General features: G+C 70.4%; 15 protein-coding genes. 11 read left to right on the top strand and 4 right to left on the bottom strand.

Annotation, left to right across the window (positions count from 1 at the left end):
- The first annotated feature begins 72 nt into the window (after window positions 1-72).
- On the top strand, window positions 73-1,917 hold the full coding sequence (ilvD, locus tag ABEA30_RS11245) for a dihydroxy-acid dehydratase (protein WP_345582864.1): 1,845 nt from the start codon (window positions 73-75) through the stop codon (window positions 1,915-1,917).
- 4 nt (window positions 1,918-1,921) lie between these two features.
- Here ilvD and ABEA30_RS11240 read toward each other — a convergent pair whose 3' ends face one another.
- Genes ABEA30_RS11240 through ABEA30_RS11230 form a run of 3 tightly spaced genes read right to left on the bottom strand, consistent with a single transcriptional unit; the run spans window position 1,922 to window position 4,417 of the window.
- Entirely contained in the window at window positions 1,922-2,959 is a 1,038-nt protein-coding gene (locus tag ABEA30_RS11240) for a magnesium and cobalt transport protein CorA (RefSeq protein ID WP_345582862.1), read from the bottom strand.
- 5 nt (window positions 2,960-2,964) lie between these two features.
- Window positions 2,965-3,459 carry a DedA family protein gene (locus tag ABEA30_RS11235; protein WP_345582860.1) on the bottom strand — a complete coding sequence of 165 codons (495 nt, stop codon included), beginning with the start codon at window positions 3,457-3,459 and terminating at the stop codon, window positions 2,965-2,967.
- A 46-nt stretch (window positions 3,460-3,505) separates the two neighbouring features.
- On the bottom strand, window positions 3,506-4,417 hold the full coding sequence (locus ABEA30_RS11230; protein WP_345582858.1) for an AEC family transporter: 912 nt from the start codon (window positions 4,415-4,417) through the stop codon (window positions 3,506-3,508).
- Window positions 4,418-4,486: 69 nt separating this feature from the next.
- Between ABEA30_RS11230 and ABEA30_RS11225 the strand changes: the two genes are divergently transcribed.
- On the top strand, window positions 4,487-5,524 hold the full coding sequence (locus tag ABEA30_RS11225; protein WP_345582856.1) for an FKBP-type peptidyl-prolyl cis-trans isomerase: 1,038 nt from the start codon (window positions 4,487-4,489) through the stop codon (window positions 5,522-5,524).
- Here ABEA30_RS11225 and gluQRS read toward each other — a convergent pair.
- Entirely contained in the window at window positions 5,521-6,408 is an 888-nt protein-coding gene (gene gluQRS, locus ABEA30_RS11220; RefSeq protein ID WP_345582854.1) for a tRNA glutamyl-Q(34) synthetase GluQRS, read from the bottom strand. The two genes, ABEA30_RS11225 and gluQRS, sit on opposite strands and share 4 nt — an antisense overlap.
- Window positions 6,409-6,450: 42 nt before the next feature.
- Between gluQRS and ABEA30_RS11215 the strand changes: the two genes are divergently transcribed.
- The 9 genes from ABEA30_RS11215 to ABEA30_RS11175 all read left to right on the top strand — a co-directional run bounded on the left by ABEA30_RS11215 (window position 6,451) and on the right by ABEA30_RS11175 (window position 14,603).
- Window positions 6,451-7,383, top strand: coding sequence for a helix-turn-helix transcriptional regulator (locus tag ABEA30_RS11215; protein WP_345582852.1), 933 nt, complete (start codon window positions 6,451-6,453; stop codon window positions 7,381-7,383).
- Entirely contained in the window at window positions 7,380-8,312 is a 933-nt protein-coding gene (locus tag ABEA30_RS11210) for a helix-turn-helix transcriptional regulator (RefSeq protein ID WP_345582851.1), read from the top strand. The genes ABEA30_RS11215 and ABEA30_RS11210 overlap by 4 nt, the downstream gene beginning before the upstream one ends.
- Window positions 8,313-8,323: 11 nt before the next feature.
- Entirely contained in the window at window positions 8,324-8,509 is a 186-nt protein-coding gene (locus ABEA30_RS11205) for a hypothetical protein (RefSeq protein ID WP_345582849.1), read from the top strand.
- Between the two features lie 68 nt (window positions 8,510-8,577).
- Window positions 8,578-8,802 carry a twin-arginine translocase TatA/TatE family subunit gene (locus ABEA30_RS11200; protein WP_345582847.1) on the top strand — a complete coding sequence of 75 codons (225 nt, stop codon included), beginning with the start codon at window positions 8,578-8,580 and terminating at the stop codon, window positions 8,800-8,802.
- Window positions 8,803-8,804: 2 nt separating this feature from the next.
- Complete coding sequence (gene tatC, locus ABEA30_RS11195) at window positions 8,805-9,674, top strand: twin-arginine translocase subunit TatC (RefSeq protein WP_345582845.1); 870 nt, start codon at window positions 8,805-8,807, stop codon at window positions 9,672-9,674.
- Window positions 9,671-10,594 carry a diacylglycerol/lipid kinase family protein gene (locus ABEA30_RS11190; protein WP_345582843.1) on the top strand — a complete coding sequence of 308 codons (924 nt, stop codon included), beginning with the start codon at window positions 9,671-9,673 and terminating at the stop codon, window positions 10,592-10,594. Before tatC ends, ABEA30_RS11190 begins: the two co-directional genes overlap by 4 nt.
- Window positions 10,595-10,631: 37 nt before the next feature.
- Complete coding sequence (locus tag ABEA30_RS11185; protein WP_345582841.1) at window positions 10,632-13,388, top strand: DEAD/DEAH box helicase; 2,757 nt, start codon at window positions 10,632-10,634, stop codon at window positions 13,386-13,388.
- Between the two features lie 31 nt (window positions 13,389-13,419).
- Entirely contained in the window at window positions 13,420-14,181 is a 762-nt protein-coding gene (gene hisF / locus ABEA30_RS11180; RefSeq protein ID WP_345582839.1) for an imidazole glycerol phosphate synthase subunit HisF, read from the top strand.
- 29 nt (window positions 14,182-14,210) lie between these two features.
- Complete coding sequence (locus ABEA30_RS11175; RefSeq protein WP_345582837.1) at window positions 14,211-14,603, top strand: HIT family protein; 393 nt, start codon at window positions 14,211-14,213, stop codon at window positions 14,601-14,603.
- Window positions 14,604-14,676: the final 73 nt, after the last annotated feature.

Below are 14,676 nucleotides of genomic sequence, written 5' to 3'. Positions count from 1 at the left end.
CCGCGGCAGGGGCGCCGGGCCCGGACGGCTATCCTGCTGTGAGTACAAACCACCCCTTGGAGGTATCCCACCATGCCGGCGCTCCGCTCCCGCACCACCACCCACGGCCGCAACATGGCCGGCGCCCGCGCGCTCTGGCGCGCCACGGGCGTCACGGACAGTGACTGGGGCAAGCCGATCATCGCGGTGGTCAATTCCTTCACGCAGTTCGTGCCGGGGCACGTGCACCTGCGCGACATGGGCAAGCTCGTCGCCGACTCCATCGCGGAGGCCGGTGGCGTGGGCCGCGAGTTCAACACCATCGCCGTCGACGACGGCATCGCGATGGGCCACGACGGCATGCTCTACTCGCTGCCGAGCCGCGAGCTGATCGCCGACTCGGTCGAGTACATGGTCAACGCGCACTGCGCCGACGCCATGGTCTGCATCTCGAACTGCGACAAGATCACCCCGGGCATGTTCCTGGCCGCCCTGCGCCTCAACATCCCCACGGTCTTCGTGTCCGGCGGCCCCATGGAGGCCGGTAAGGCCATCGTCAAGGACGGCGGCACCGTCGAGACCTCGCTCGACCTCATCAACGCCATGGTGGCGGCTGTCGACCCCAACGTCTCCGACGCCGAACTGGGCCGCATCGAGGCCAGCGCCTGCCCGACGTGCGGCTCGTGCTCCGGCATGTTCACCGCCAACTCGATGAACTGCCTGCTGGAGGCCATCGGCCTGGCCCTGCCCGGCAACGGCTCCACCCTGGCCACCGCTTCGGCGCGCAAGGGCCTGTTCGAGGAGGCCGGCCGCCTCATCGTCGAGCTGTGCAAGCGCTACTACGACGGCGACGACGACTCGGTGCTGCCGCGCTCCATCGCCCAGAAGCCCGCGTTCGAGAACGCCATGAAGCTCGACGTGGCGATGGGCGGCTCCACCAACACCGTCCTCCACCTGCTGGCCGCCGCCCAGGAGGGCGGGGTCGACTTCACCATGGCCGACATCGACGCCATCTCGCGCGTCACGCCCTGCCTGGCCAAGGTCGCCCCCAACTCCGAGCGCTACTACATGGAGGACGTGCACCGCGCCGGCGGCATCCCGGCCATCCTCGGCGAACTCCACCGCGGCGGCAAGCTCGACGACTCGGTCACCTCGGTGCACACGCCCACGCTGCAGCAGTGGCTCGACGACTGGGACATCCGCGGCGGCAAGGCCAAGCCGGAGGCCATCGAACTGTTCCACGCAGCCCCGGGCGGGGTGCGCACGACGGAGGCGTTCTCCAGCACGAACCGCTGGGAGACCCTCGACACCGACGCCGAGGGCGGTTGCATCCGCTCCACCGACAAGCCCTACACCGTCGACGGCGGCCTGGCCGTGCTGACCGGCAACCTCGCGCCCGACGGCGCCATCGTCAAGACGGCCGGCGTGCCGGAGGAGCAGTGGCACTTCACGGGCACCGCCGTGGTGACCGAGTCGCAGGAGGCGGCCGTCGAGGCCATCCTCGGCAAGCGGATCAAGCCCGGCGACATCGTCGTGGTGCGCTACGAGGGCCCCAAGGGCGGCCCCGGCATGCAGGAGATGCTGTACCCCACGTCGTACCTGAAGGCGCTGGGCCTGGGCCCGCAGTGCGCCTTGGTCACCGACGGCCGGTTCTCGGGCGGGTCCTCCGGGCTCTCGATCGGCCACGTCTCGCCGGAGGCGGCCAGCGGCGGTGCCATCGGCCTGGTCGAGGACGGCGACACCATCACGATCTCCATCCCCGAGCGGAAGCTGCACCTGGAGGTCGACGACGAGACGCTCGCCGCCCGCCGCGCCGCGCGCGATGCCGAGGGGTGGCAGCCGAGGGAGGACCGCGAGCGCGCCGTGTCGACGGCGCTGAAGATCTTCGGCATGCTCGCGCTGTCTGCCGACAAGGGTGCGGCGCGGAAGCTGGCCTAGGCTCCTAGAGCCACTTCCTCGACTTGAAGATCAGGTACATCATCACTCCGCTGCCCAGCATGAGGCCCAGCGCGAACGCGTAGCCCCACGGCCAGTCGAGCTCGGGCATGTGCTCGAAGTTCATGCCGTAGGTCCCGGTGACCAGGCTGGGCACGAACAGCACACCGGCCCAGGCGGCGATCCGTCGGGAGTCCTCCGCCTGCTTCAGGCTGGCCGAGGTCATGTTGCGTGCTTCCTCGTTCTGCCGCTGGGTCTGCAGCGAGATGTTGAGGTCGAGGGCGCCCTTGAGGGCCTCCCGCAGCACCTCGACGTGCTCGGTGATGTGGATGGCGTGGTCCTCGATGTCGCGCAGCTCCTGTCGACGGTGTTCGCCGGCCGCCAGGAAGACGCGGTCGCGGCGCACGCCGTCGAGGATGAGCTTGAGCGGCCGTACGGCCCGCTGGAGGTCCATCACCTCGCGTGAGAGTTGGTAGATGCGGCGCGACACCCGCGCCGAGCCGCTGAAGACCTGCGTCTCGATCTCGTCGATGTCGTTCTCGATGCCCAGCACCACCGGCTGGTAGTCGTCGACGATCTGGTCCAGCAACTGTTCCAACACCACGCTGGGCCCGATCGCGAGCGTGTCCGGCAGCGATTCCAGGTCGCGGCGCACGTTGGTCAGGTCGGGCGTCTCGGAGTGGCGCACCGTGATGACGAAGCGGTCACCCGCGATGGCGTGCACCTCGCCGAAGTCGACCGTCTCGGTGCGGTCCACGTACCGCGCGGCCCGCAGCACCAGGAACAGCGTGTCGCCGTAGCGTTCGAACTTCGGCCGCTGGTGGGCCGTGATGGTGTCCTCCACCAGCAGCGGACTCAGCTGGAACTCCTCGGCCAACAACGCCATCTCCGCGTGCGTGGGACGGTACAGCCCGATCCAGACGAAGCCCTCGTCGTGCTCGTCGAGCAGGCGGAAGCTCTGGTCGAAGGTGCTGGGGGAGGCGATCCGGTGGCCGTCGACGTAGAAGCCCGCGTCGACGATCGAGGAGGGGCGCGGCTGGGTCATGCCCCCTAGTGTGCTGCCGGTTCCACCGCTTCGGGGCGCGCCACGTCACGTTTGCGCACGATGGCGAAGGCCACGGCAGCCACGACGAGGGCCAGGGCGAGCACCCACCACGGCGAGCGGGCCCACAGCAGGCCGATGGCGCGGAACCCGATCATCCCGACCGTGCCGTAGAGGAAGGCCCACATGATGCAGCCGACGGTCACCGCGGGCAGGTACCGCCGAAGCGGCATGCGCGTCGCGCCGGCGGCCAGGTTGACCATGGTCTGGATGCCCACGGTCAGGAACGACACCGACACCGCGGGGGCGCCCCAACGGTTCAGCCAGCGTTCCCCGGTGGCGTAGTGGCGCGACTCCATCAACCTGACCAACCGCGTCCGCCTCGCGCCGGCTGCGATGCCCCGCCCCAGCCAGTACGTGGCGTTGGCACGAAGCATCACGATGACGAACAACGCTGAGACCACGAGGGCCAGCGGCGCGTCCCACGTGGAGGGATCAAACACGGCGCTCCCATGCAAAGGGGTGAGGGGTCCAGGCCAGTGTATCGGTTCACGTCAGGAAGGCCCCTGCCGCGACGATCACGGGCACGCTCAGCAGGGTGCTCCACAGCGTGGTGGCCTGCACCAGTGGCAGCGCCGTGCGGTACCGCATGGCGTGGACGAACACCACCTGCGCGGTGGGCAGCGCGGCCAGCACGACGGCGGCGCGCAGCGGCGTGCCGGTCAGGCCCAGCAGCAGGGCGAGGCCCAGCGCCACTGCGGGCACCACCAGGGACTTGGTCGCGATCGCCGCCAGCGTCAAGCGGGGCAGCCGGCCCAACCTGGGCAGGGGAGTGGAGTGGAAGGACATGCCGAAGGCCAGCAGCATCGCGGGGATGCCGAGCTCCGCCATCAGCACCAGCGGGTCCCACAGCACGGCCGGCGGCTGCCACGACGTCAGGTTGAGCACCAGCCCGGCCATGCCGCCGAGCACCAGCGGGTGGGTCAGGAAGCTGCGCACCACCGAGCGGCCCCGCCCCGCCGGGCTCGACTCCAGCACCGCCACGGCCGTCGGCTGCAGGACGAGCACCTGGAGGAGCATGGCGGGCGCGGCCCAGGCCGCGTCGCCCAGCACGTACGCGGCGATCGAGATGCCGAGGTTGCCGGCGTTGACGTAGCTGGTGGCGAGGTAGCCCAGCGCCCCCTCTGCCCGGGTGGCGCCCCAGCGTCGCACCATCAGCGCGGCGAACGTGAGGCCGGTGAGGACGCAGGCGAGCCCGAACGCGAGCACGTGGCGGCCGAAGAGCAGGTCCAGGTCGGCGCCGGCCACGGCGACGAGGACCAGCGCCGGCTGGCCCACGAAGAACGCCACGTCACCCAGCGACCTCTGCGCGGACCGGCCCGTGATGCGGACCCGGGCCAACAGGTAGCCGACGGCCACGACGATGCCGATCGTCGTGAACCCCTCGACAGCCGCCCACATGCGCAACAGAGTACGCCCACCCTCCCGGGCAGGTTCGGGACGGTTGCGGGGGTCGGCTACGATTCCCCCGTGACTTTCTCCGCCAAATCGCTGCGTCGCATGCTGGCCGCCGTCGGTATCGCCTCGCTGATCACCCTGTCCGCCTGCGGCAACGACGCCACCACCAGCGAGCCGGAGGTGACGCCCACCGAGTCCGTCTCCGCCGAGCCCAGCCCCGAGGTGTCGCCGAGCGCTTCGGAGAGCCCGGAGCCGGAGGAGAGCCCTACGCCCACCGTCGAGCCCTCGGCAGACCTGAGCGGCGTCGAGGTCGTCGACGGCGACGTGCCCGAGGTCAAGCTGCCCGCTCCGTGGGGCATCGAGAGCACGCAGACGAAGGTGCTGAAGGAAGGCACCAGCGCGCAGACGCTGACCGACACCTCCGTGGTCACCATCAACTACATGGGCGTCAACGGCACCACCGGCGAGGTCTTCGACAGCTCGTTCGAGCGCGGCGAGCCCGCCACGTTCTCGCTCGAGCAGGTCGTCCCCGGCTTCCAGAAGGGCCTGTCGGGCCAGAAGGTCGGCTCCCGCGTGCTGATCGGCATGGTCCCGGAGGACGGCTACGCCGAGGGCAACCCCGGCGCGGGCATCGACCCCGGCACCTCCCTGGTCTTCCTGGTCGACATCATCTCGGCCAACTTCTCCGAGGCGGTGGGCGAGGCCGTGCCCCCGGCGGAGGGCATGCCGGCAGTCGCCATGACCGACGGCAAGCCGGAGGTCACGATCCCCGCGGGCGTTCCCGCCCCGACGGAACTGCGCGCCCAGCCCCTGATCAAGGGCCCCGGTGCCGCCGTGACGGCCGAGTCGACCGTCCAGGTCCAGTACCGTGCGTTCAACTACGCCGACGGTTCGATGTGGCAGGACGCCTGGGCGCCCCAGTCCGGCCAGCTGTCGACGCTGATCGAGGGCTGGAAGCAGGGCCTCGTCGGCCAGACCGCAGGCTCGCGCGTGCTGCTCGTCGTGCCGCCGGCGCTGGCGTTCCCCGACGGCCTGCCTGAGGCCACGCCGCCGCTGGAGGCCGGCCAGACGCTGGTCTACGTGATCGACATCCTGGACGTGCAGAACTAGGCAAGCACACCGTCGCGCCACACGGCGCCGGAGAAGAAGCGCTGGTCGCCGGGCATGGCGGCCAGCGCTTCTTCCGTCGTCCGGCACCTGCCCAGGCCGAGTGAGTCGGTGAGCAGCGCGAGCACGTCGGCTGGCGGGAGTGGGGCGAGGTCCGCCAGCGTCACCGCGCCGTCGCGCTTGGCCAGGCGCTGTCCCTCCTCGTTGACCACCAGCCCGATGTGGGCGTAGGTGGCGGGGGTGCCGCCGAGTTGCCGGGTCAGCCAGGCCTGGCGCGGGGCCGAGCTGAGGAGGTCGTCGCCGCGCGTGACGTGGGTCACGCCCATGTCGATGTCGTCGACGACCACCGCCAGGTTGTAGGCGAAGGCCCCGTCGCCACGCACGAGCACGAAGTCGTCGACGACGCCCTCCACCCGTCCGGCATGGTCGTCTTCGACGGCGAACGTGGCGCCGCCGGAGTCGACGCGCACAGCGGGCCGCCGGGTGGCGCGGCGCTCGGCCCGCTCGGCCGCCGACAGGCCCTTGCAGGTGCCGGGATAGGCGCGATGCCCGTCGTGTGGGGCGGAGGCCGCCTCCGCGATCTCGCGGCGCGTGCAGAAGCACTCGTACGTGGGCAGTGAGGCGACCGCGTCGCGGTAGAGCTCGAGCCGCTCGGACTGTCGCACCACGGGGCCGTCCCATCCCAGCCCCAACGCCTGCAGGTCCGCGAGGTTGCGCGCCTCCATACCCTGCGCCGCCCGGACGCGGTCGGCGTCCAGGTCCTCGACCCGCATCAGCCACCCGCCGCCGACGGACCTGGCCAGCAACCACCCGGCCAGCGCGGTGCGCAGGTTGCCGAGGTGCAGGTCGGAGGTGGGGCTGGGCGCATATCGGTCGACATGTGGCATGCAGTCCATGATGCCCGCTCCGTACCCGGTAGCCTGAGCGCCATGTCGGCGAGGAAATCGGAGCGGTTGGTCAACCTGCTCATCGCGCTGCTCAGCACGCGCCGGTACCTGACCAAGCAGGAACTGCGGGAGATCGTGGAGGGGTACCGCCTCTCGGCGAGCGACACCGCGTTCGAGCGCCAGTTCGAACGCGACAAGGACGAACTGCGCAACATCGGCGTCCTCATCGAGACGGGCTCCAACGACCCGTTCTTCGATGACGAGGAGGGCTACCGGATCAACCGGGCCGAGTTCGAACTGCCGCCGCTGGACTTCAGCCCCGAGGAGCTCTCGGCACTGGGGCTGGCCGGCCAGGTGTGGCAGGACACCGTGGCCGCCGACCACACCGCGCAGGCCTTCGAGGCGCTGCGCGCCGGGGGCGCCGCCCCCGACCCCACGCTCGTCCCCCGGGTGCGGCCGCTGCTCGCGGTGGCCACGCCGGACTTCGACACCATCTACGCGGCGATCCTCAGCCGGACGGAGATCACGTTCGGCTATGGGGGAGAGGCCCGCCGGCTGCAGCCGTGGCGGATGCTCCAACGCCGCGGCCACTGGTACGTCTTCGGCTTCGACCCCGCCCGGGAGGGCGATCGGTTCTTCAAGCTCGCGCGCTTCACGGCGCCGGCAGCCACCGTCGGCAAGGCTGGTGCGTTCACGATTCCCGACGACGTGGCCGAGCGCGCCCAGCGGCTCGCCCCCGCCGATGCCAGCACTGCCGTGGTGGCCGTGCGCGACGGCGCCCCGCACGACTTCCCCCAGCCCGAGCCCGTGGCGCACGACGCGGTGCCGGAGGGCTACTCGGCGTTCCGCATCAGCCTGTCCACCGACGACGCCATCGTCGGCGAGGTCGCGGCCGCCGGGCCCGACATGGTGCTGCTGGACCCGCCCGAGTTGCGGGCCGCGGTCATCGAGCGGTTGCGGGCGGTGGCGTCGTGAGGTCCGAGGAGCAGATCGCGCGCCTGTTGCGCATGGTGCCGTACCTGTCGTCACACCCGGGCGTCGAGGTGCAGAAGGTCGCCGACGAGTTCGGCGTCACGCCGCGCCAGGTGATCAAGGATCTCGAGGTGCTGCAGTTCTGCGGGTTGCCCGGCGGGTACTACGACGACCTGTTCGACGTGGACATCGAGGTGGTGCGGGAGGAGGGGCGCATCGAGTTCCGCAACGCCGCAGTGCTGGCGCGGCCGCTCAAGCTCCGCCCCGCGGAGGCCGCCAGCCTGCTCGCGGCCCTGCGCCTCGTCGTCGACGTCGCCGGCAGCTCCGACGCGGCCGCCAGCGCCCTCGCGAAGCTGCAGGCCGCGGTCGGGGCGACGGAGGCGCCGGTCACCGTCGCGGTGGAGTCGACGGACCCGGAACGCCGGGCCCTGCTCAGCCGGGCCATCGACGAGAAGCGTGCCGTCTCGATGGAGTACCGCACCACCGGGCGGCAGGGGACCACCACCGCGGTGGTCGAGCCCGCCCGGCTCAACCTGGTCGACGGCTACACCTACCTCGACGCGTGGAGCCGCTCCCGCGACGCGTGGCGCAGCTACCGGCTCGACCGCATCGTCGCCGTCGAGGTGCTCGACGAGCCGGCCGCCGACCACGGGGCGCCGCCCGACGGCTGGTTCGACGACGTGCCGGAGCGGCTGACGCTCACCGTCGAGCCGTCGGCACGGTGGATCGCCGAGTACTTCCCGACTGTAGGCGTGGAGGACCTGGGCGACAGGGTGGCGGTGACGTTCCCCGTAGCGTCGCACGACTGGGCGGTCTCGCTGATCCTGCGCCTCGGTGGTGCCGTGCTCGACGTGAGCGACGAGCGGGTGGCCCAGGCGGCCAGGGCGAAGGCTGCCAAGGCCCTTGCTGGATATCAAGACGTCGTCAGGTAGCATGTGCTCCCGTGATCTGGGTCGTGGTTGTCGGCGCCCTCGCCCTCGTGGGCGTGGTGGTGTTGGTGGTCCACGCCGTCTCACTGGTGCACAAGGCCCAGGGGGTCAAGGCCGAGATCGGCATGCTGGCCGAGCGGCGCGCGGAACTGCGCAGTCTGGTCGAACAGCTCAACAGAACTCCTGAGCAGCGCGACTAGACTGTGAGGGCAGAACAGGCGACGCCCGCCGTCGTCTAAGAAAGGGACCAATGCCTACGTTGTTGTTCATGGGCGGCTGGGAATGGGTGATCATTCTCGTTGTCGCGTTGCTGCTGTTCGGCGGCTCGCGCCTCGCCGGTATCGGTAAGGGCATGGGACGCTCGATCCGCGAATTCAAGGAAGAGGTCAAGGGAGTCGACGACGGCCCCGGCGCCACGCGTCATGACGAGGTCGTCGACGCCGAGATCGTCCAGCCCGAGATCGATCCCGAGCGGAAGCACCGCGAGAGCTGATCATGGCGGCCGCACCTGCTGAACCTGCCACCGAGGGCCGGTTCGCCTGGCTGCGGCCACCGAAGGGTGGCCCAGGCGGGACGATGTCGATCTGGGACCACCTGCGGGAACTCCGCTACCGGGTCACCATCTCGGCCATCGCGATCGTCCTTGGCGCCCTCGTGTCCATCATCTTCTACCGGTGGCTGGTGGACCTCATCATGGCCCCGTGGAACCGGGCGCGCACCGCGCTCGTGGAGGCTCGTCCAGGGGCCAGCCTCATGGTGGTCAACAACGGCGTGACCAGCTCGTTCACGTTCGCCGTGGTGCTGTGCGTCGTCGCCGGCCTCATCCTGTCGACCCCCATCTGGGTCTACCAGTTGTGGGCGTTCGTCGCTCCGGGCCTGCTGGTCAAGGAGAAGAAGTACGCGATGGGCTTCATCGGCGCAGCCACCCCGCTGTTCCTCGCCGGCTGCGCACTTGGCTACTACATCTGGCCCAAGGGCATCGAGGTCCTGTTGAGCTTCACGCCACAGGACATGGGGATCACCAACATGCAGGACATGGCGGAGTTCCTCAAGATGGAGATCCAGATCATCCTCGTCTTCGGGCTCAGCTTCCTGCTGCCCGTGGTGGTCGTCGCGTTGAACATGGCGGGCGTCATCAGGGGCTACCAGCTCAAGCGGGCCCGCAAGTTCGTGGTGTTCGGCAGCGTCGTCCTCGCGGCCGTCGCCACCCCCACCACCGACCCGTTCTCGATGCTGTCGCTGGCGGTGCCGGTCTCGGGCATGTTCATGCTCGCCGAGCTCATCTGCCGCATCTCCGACAAGCGCAAGGGCATCACCGAGGAGACCGCAGCCGAGTACGCGATCGACCTGGACGACGGCAAGTGACCTCAGAGGTCGCCAAACGGCGCCTCGTCAGCGTCGTGTGCAACGAACAGTCCGGCGGCGGCCGCGCCGGGCGCGCCCTCCCCAAGGTCGCGCAGCGGCTGCGTGAGGGCCTGGCCGGCGCGGAACTGCACGTCGTGCGCTCGCAGTCCTACGAAGAGGCCCGTGACCTCACCCGCTCGCTCGCGCTCCAGGCGCGGCCCGGCGACGTGGTCGCGGTGATGGGCGGCGACGGCATGGCGCACCTCGGGCTCAACGCCTGCGCCGGCACCGACGCCACCCTCGCAGTCATCCCGGCCGGCACCGGCAACGACTTCGCCCGCGGCGCCGGCATCCCCAGGTCGATCCGCCAGTCGGTGGAGGCCATCGTCACCGGCCACGTCCGCGTCATGGACCTGAGCCTGCTGACCAACGGCTCGGGCTCCCGCCACGTCGGCGCGGTCGTCTCCAGCGGGTACGACGCCCGGGTCAACCGCGCCACCAACGACATCCGCCTGCGCTTCGGGGCGCTCAGCTACGGGTGGATCGCGCTGCGTGAGCTGGCGTCGTTCTCCCCGCTGACCTACCGCCTCGTCATCGACGGCGAACCGCGCGAACTGAACGCGATGATGGTGGCCATCTGCAACACCGGCATCTTTGGCGGCGGCATGCAGATCTCGCCGGATGCGGACCCATCCGACGGCGTGCTGGACGTGACGATCATCCACGCGGCGTCGCGCGGCAAGCTGCTGCGCCTGTTGCCGTCGGTCTACTCGGGGGGCTTCGTGTCGGACCCGGTGGTGGAGCGCGTGCGCGCCCACACCGTCGAGGTGGACGGCGACGGGCTGTTCCTCATGGGCGACGGTGAGGAGATGGGTGACGTGCCCGCCACCGTGAGCTGCGTGCCCGGGTGCCTGAGGGTCGTCGTAGCGCCACTGGGGTGATGCCGGCGGAACCGGCCGTGGGGTAGCGTTGCGCCAAATGACGGACCACGTTATCGACCAACTCTCCGAGTTCGGTGCCCTCTACCCGTACCAACTCGACGACTACCAGCTCGACGGCTGCCGCGAACTGGCGGAGGGTCGCGGCGTCCTGGTGGCGGCCCCCACGGGCGCCGGCAAGACCGTCGTCGGTGAGTTCGCCGTCTTCCTGGCCGTGCAGAACTCCCGCAAGTGCTTCTACACCACCCCGATCAAGGCGCTGTCGAACCAGAAGTACCACGACCTGGTCGAGCGGTACGGGCCGGAACGCGTCGGCCTGCTGACCGGTGACACGTCGGTGAACTCAGAGGCGCAGATCGTGGTGATGACCACCGAGGTGCTGCGCAACATGATCTACGCGGGCTCGCCCACGCTGGCGAACCTCGGCTACGTGGTGATGGACGAGGTGCACTACCTCGCGGACCGGTTCCGGGGCGCCGTGTGGGAGGAGGTCATCCTCGGGCTGGCGGAGTCGGTGCAGATCGTGGCGCTCTCGGCCACCGTGAGCAACGTCGAGGACTTCGGCGAGTGGCTGCGCACCGTGCGCGGCGAGTTCTCGGTCGTCGTGTCCGAGCGGCGGCCCGTACCGCTGTTCCAGCACGTGCTGGTAGGCCGCACCATGTACGACCTGTTCGAGGGCGTCGCCCCCACCGCGCAGGAACTCCCCGAGGCGCGCGCCGCGAAGGTCAACCGCGAGCTGCTGCGGGTGTCGAAGGGCGAGGCCAGCAAGGTGCGCGACGACGCCCGCCGCCCGCGCGGCAGGTCGGGTAGGGGCAAGCGCGAGGTCACGCAGGGCTCCGGTCGGTACGGCGGCGCCTCGCACGAGCGGTTCCGCACCTTCCGCACCAGCCGCAGCGAGGTGGCCATCGCGCTGGACCGCGCGCAGCTGCTGCCGGCCATCTACTTCATCTTCTCCAGGGTCGGCTGCGACGCGGCGGTCGGGCAGGTCCTCGACGCCGGCATCACGCTGACCAACCGTGCCGAGGCCGCGCTGCTCGGCGACATCGCCGACAAGCACGTGCAGGGGCTGTCGTGGGCGGACCTCGACGCGCTGGGCTACGACCGGTTCCGTGCGGCGCTGAAGGCGGGGGTCGCTGCCCACCACGCGGGGCAGCTCCCCGCCTTCAAGGCCATCGTCGAGGAAGGCTTCGCCACCGGCGCGCTGAAGCTCGTCTTCGCGACCGAGACGCTCGCCCTGGGCATCAACATGCCCGCGCGCACCGTCGTGATCGAGAAGCTCGTCAAGTACAACGGCGAGTCACACGTCGACATCACGCCGGGGGAGTACACGCAGCTGACGGGGCGCGCAGGGCGTCGCGGCATCGACGTGGAGGGCCACGCCGTCGTGCTGTGGCAGTCGGGCATGGACCCGCGTGCAGTGGCGGGCCTCGCCTCGCGCCGCACGTACCCGCTGCGCTCCAGCTTCGCGCCGACCTACAACATGGCCGTCAACCTGATGGCCACCCTGGGGAGGGAGCGCGCCAGCGACCTGCTGAACCAGTCCTTCGCGCAGTTCCAGACCGACAAGTCTGTGGTGCAGGCCACGCGGACGACGCGCTCGACGCAGGCGGACCTGGCCGTGGCGCGCGAGGCCGTGGAGTGCCACCTGGGGGACTTCATGAGCTATGCCCGGCTGCGCGACGAGGTGTCGCGGCTCGAGGCAGCCTCGTCCAAGGCACGCCGCGCCGAACAGGCCCAGGCCGTGGGCCACTCCCTGACCACCCTGATGCCCGGCGACATCGTGCACCTCCCCAGGCAGGGATGGTCGGTGGTGCTGCGTGTCGGGCAGTCAGGGCGTCACGCCGAGCCCTGGGCCCAGGTCATCTCCGGTGACCACACGGTCCTCAAGTTGCATCCGCACGACCTGCGCGGGCCGATGGCGCCGGTCGGGCGGGTGCGGGTGCCGCGCAACTTCTCACTGCGCGACCGCGGTGACCGGCGCTCGCTGCTCTCGGCGATGAGCGCCAAGGTCGCCGCCACGGATCCCGAGCTCCCCGACACCGCGCCCCCGTCGGACGACGACGTGCAGGCCCAGATCCGCGAACTGCGCGCCGAGCTGCGTGCCCACCCGTGCCACGCCTGCCCGGACCGGGAGGTGCACGCCGTCGAGGCCGCGCGGGTGATCCGCCTCGAACGCGAGGCAGCGCGCATGGAGGCCCAGATCAGTGGGCGCGCCAACTCGCTGGCCATGCAGTTCGAGCGGGTCCTTGCCGTGCTGGACGAGCTGGGCTACCTCGACGGCGACTCGCTGACCGAAGCCGGCCGCATGCTGCGCCGCATCTACAACGAGCTCGACCTGGTCGCGGCCGAATGCGTCCGCCGTGACGTGTTCGCCGGGCTGACGCCGCCTCAACTGGCCGCCGTGTTGTCGACCCTGGTGTACGAGTCGCGGCCCACCCGCGACGCCGTGCTGCCACGGATGCCGGACGCGCCGTCGGAGCAGGCCCAGTCGGCGCTGCGCGAGGTGTGGCGCGAGGTGGGCAGGCTCGAGCGCAAGCACAAGCGTGACCGCGGCCGTGAGCCCGACATCGGGTTCGCCGAGGCGGCGTGGCGCTGGTCTTCGGGGCAGGACCTGGCCAAGGTGCTCGACACCACGGGCCTGTCGGCCGGCGACTTCGTGCGTTGGGTGCGTCAGGTCGTCGACCTCGCCGGCCAGCTCGCCACCGCGGTCGGTCCCGGTGACCTGCGGCGCACCTGCCACGCGGTGGCGGACTCGATGCGGCGCGGCGTGGTCGCGGCCGACATGACGGAGGACTAGCAGGCCTTCGAGAGGCCAGTAGGATGCCGCCATGCCTGTAGCCCTGCGTGTGATCCCCTGCCTCGACGTCCACGACGGGCGCGTCGTCAAGGGAGTCAACTTCCAGAACCTCCGCGACGCGGGCGACCCCGTCGAACTGGCCGCGAAGTACTCCGCCCAGGGCGCCGACGAACTCACGTTCCTCGACATCTCCGCCTCCGTCGAAGCTCGCGCGACCACCCGCGAGATGGTGGCCCGTTGCGCGGAGACGGTCTTCATCCCGCTCACCGTCGGCGGGGGAGTGCGCTCCATCGAGGACGTCGACGCGCTGCTGCGCTCCGGCGCCGACAAGGTGGGCATCAACACCGGTGCGCTCGCTCGCCCCGCCGTGATCGACGAGATCGCCAAGGCGTTCGGCAACCAGGTCCTGGTGCTGTCCGTGGACGCCCGGCGCGAGGAGGGCATGCCGTCCGGCTTCGGGGTCACCACGCACGGCGGCAAGAGGTCCGCCGGCGTCGACGCCCTCGCCTGGGCCAGGGAGGCCTGCGACCGCGGCGTCGGAGAGATCCTGCTCAACTCCATGGACGCCGACGGCACCACCGACGGCTTCGACCTGGAGATGCTGCGCGCCGTCCGCGAGGTCGTCGACGTGCCGCTGATCGCCTCAGGCGGTGCGGGCACCGTCGAGCACTTCGTCGCGGCCGCCCGCGCAGGCGCCGACGCGGTGCTCGCCGCCAGCGTGTTCCACTACGGCGCGCTCACCGTCGACCAGGTCAAGGCCGGCCTGCGCGAGGCCGGCCTCGAGGTCCGCTGACACACAACCGCTGACACAAGGAGGAAGACATGGACTGCCTGTTCTGCTCGATCATCGCCGGTGACATCCCCTCGAAGAAGGTCTACGAGGACGATGTGGCCTACGCGTTCCTCGACATCTCGCCGTGGCAGAAGGGCCACAGCCTCGTCGTGCCCAAGCGGCACACGACGGACATCCTCGTCGACGACGACGTGCTCGCCGAGATCGGGCACGCCGTGGCCCGCGTGGGGCGGCTGCTGCGCGACCGGCTCGGGGCGGACGGTTTCAACGTGCTGGCCAATGTCGGCAACGTCTCCGGCCAGGAGGTCTTCCACACCCACGTGCACGTCATCCCCCGCTACGCCGAAAACCCCGGGATCAGCAACATGCGGGGCCGGATCGACCTCGACTTGGACGAGGTCCACAAGGCCATTAATCCTTAAGTGACCCCGGTGAGGGCAGGCTTACCAACCCAGTGCATACTACGAATTGTCGTAAATACGGAACCCCCGTAAG

The organism is Tessaracoccus lubricantis (genome assembly GCF_039544535.1).
GTDB lineage: Bacteria > Actinomycetota > Actinomycetes > Propionibacteriales > Propionibacteriaceae > Arachnia > Arachnia lubricantis.
This window is presented reverse-complemented; position numbering and strand designations above follow the sequence as displayed.

Bases quoted from the DNA above. Each gene is read 5' to 3' on its own strand.
- ABEA30_RS11200 (WP_345582847.1), top strand. From the start codon at position 8,578: ATGGGCGGCTGGGAATGGGTGATCATTCTCGTTGTCGCGTTGCTGCTG.
- gluQRS (WP_345582854.1), bottom strand. From the start codon at position 6,408: ATGCCACATGTCGACCGATATGCGCCCAGCCCCACCTCCGACCTGCAC.
- hisF (WP_345582839.1), top strand. From the start codon at position 13,420: ATGCCTGTAGCCCTGCGTGTGATCCCCTGCCTCGACGTCCACGACGGG.
- ABEA30_RS11185 (WP_345582841.1), top strand. From the start codon at position 10,632: ATGACGGACCACGTTATCGACCAACTCTCCGAGTTCGGTGCCCTCTAC.
- ABEA30_RS11230 (WP_345582858.1), bottom strand. From the start codon at position 4,417: ATGTGGGCGGCTGTCGAGGGGTTCACGACGATCGGCATCGTCGTGGCC.
- ABEA30_RS11175 (WP_345582837.1), top strand. From the start codon at position 14,211: ATGGACTGCCTGTTCTGCTCGATCATCGCCGGTGACATCCCCTCGAAG.
- tatC (WP_345582845.1), top strand. From the start codon at position 8,805: ATGGCGGCCGCACCTGCTGAACCTGCCACCGAGGGCCGGTTCGCCTGG.
- ABEA30_RS11240 (WP_345582862.1), bottom strand. From the start codon at position 2,959: ATGACCCAGCCGCGCCCCTCCTCGATCGTCGACGCGGGCTTCTACGTC.
- ABEA30_RS11215 (WP_345582852.1), top strand. From the start codon at position 6,451: ATGTCGGCGAGGAAATCGGAGCGGTTGGTCAACCTGCTCATCGCGCTG.
- ilvD (WP_345582864.1), top strand. From the start codon at position 73: ATGCCGGCGCTCCGCTCCCGCACCACCACCCACGGCCGCAACATGGCC.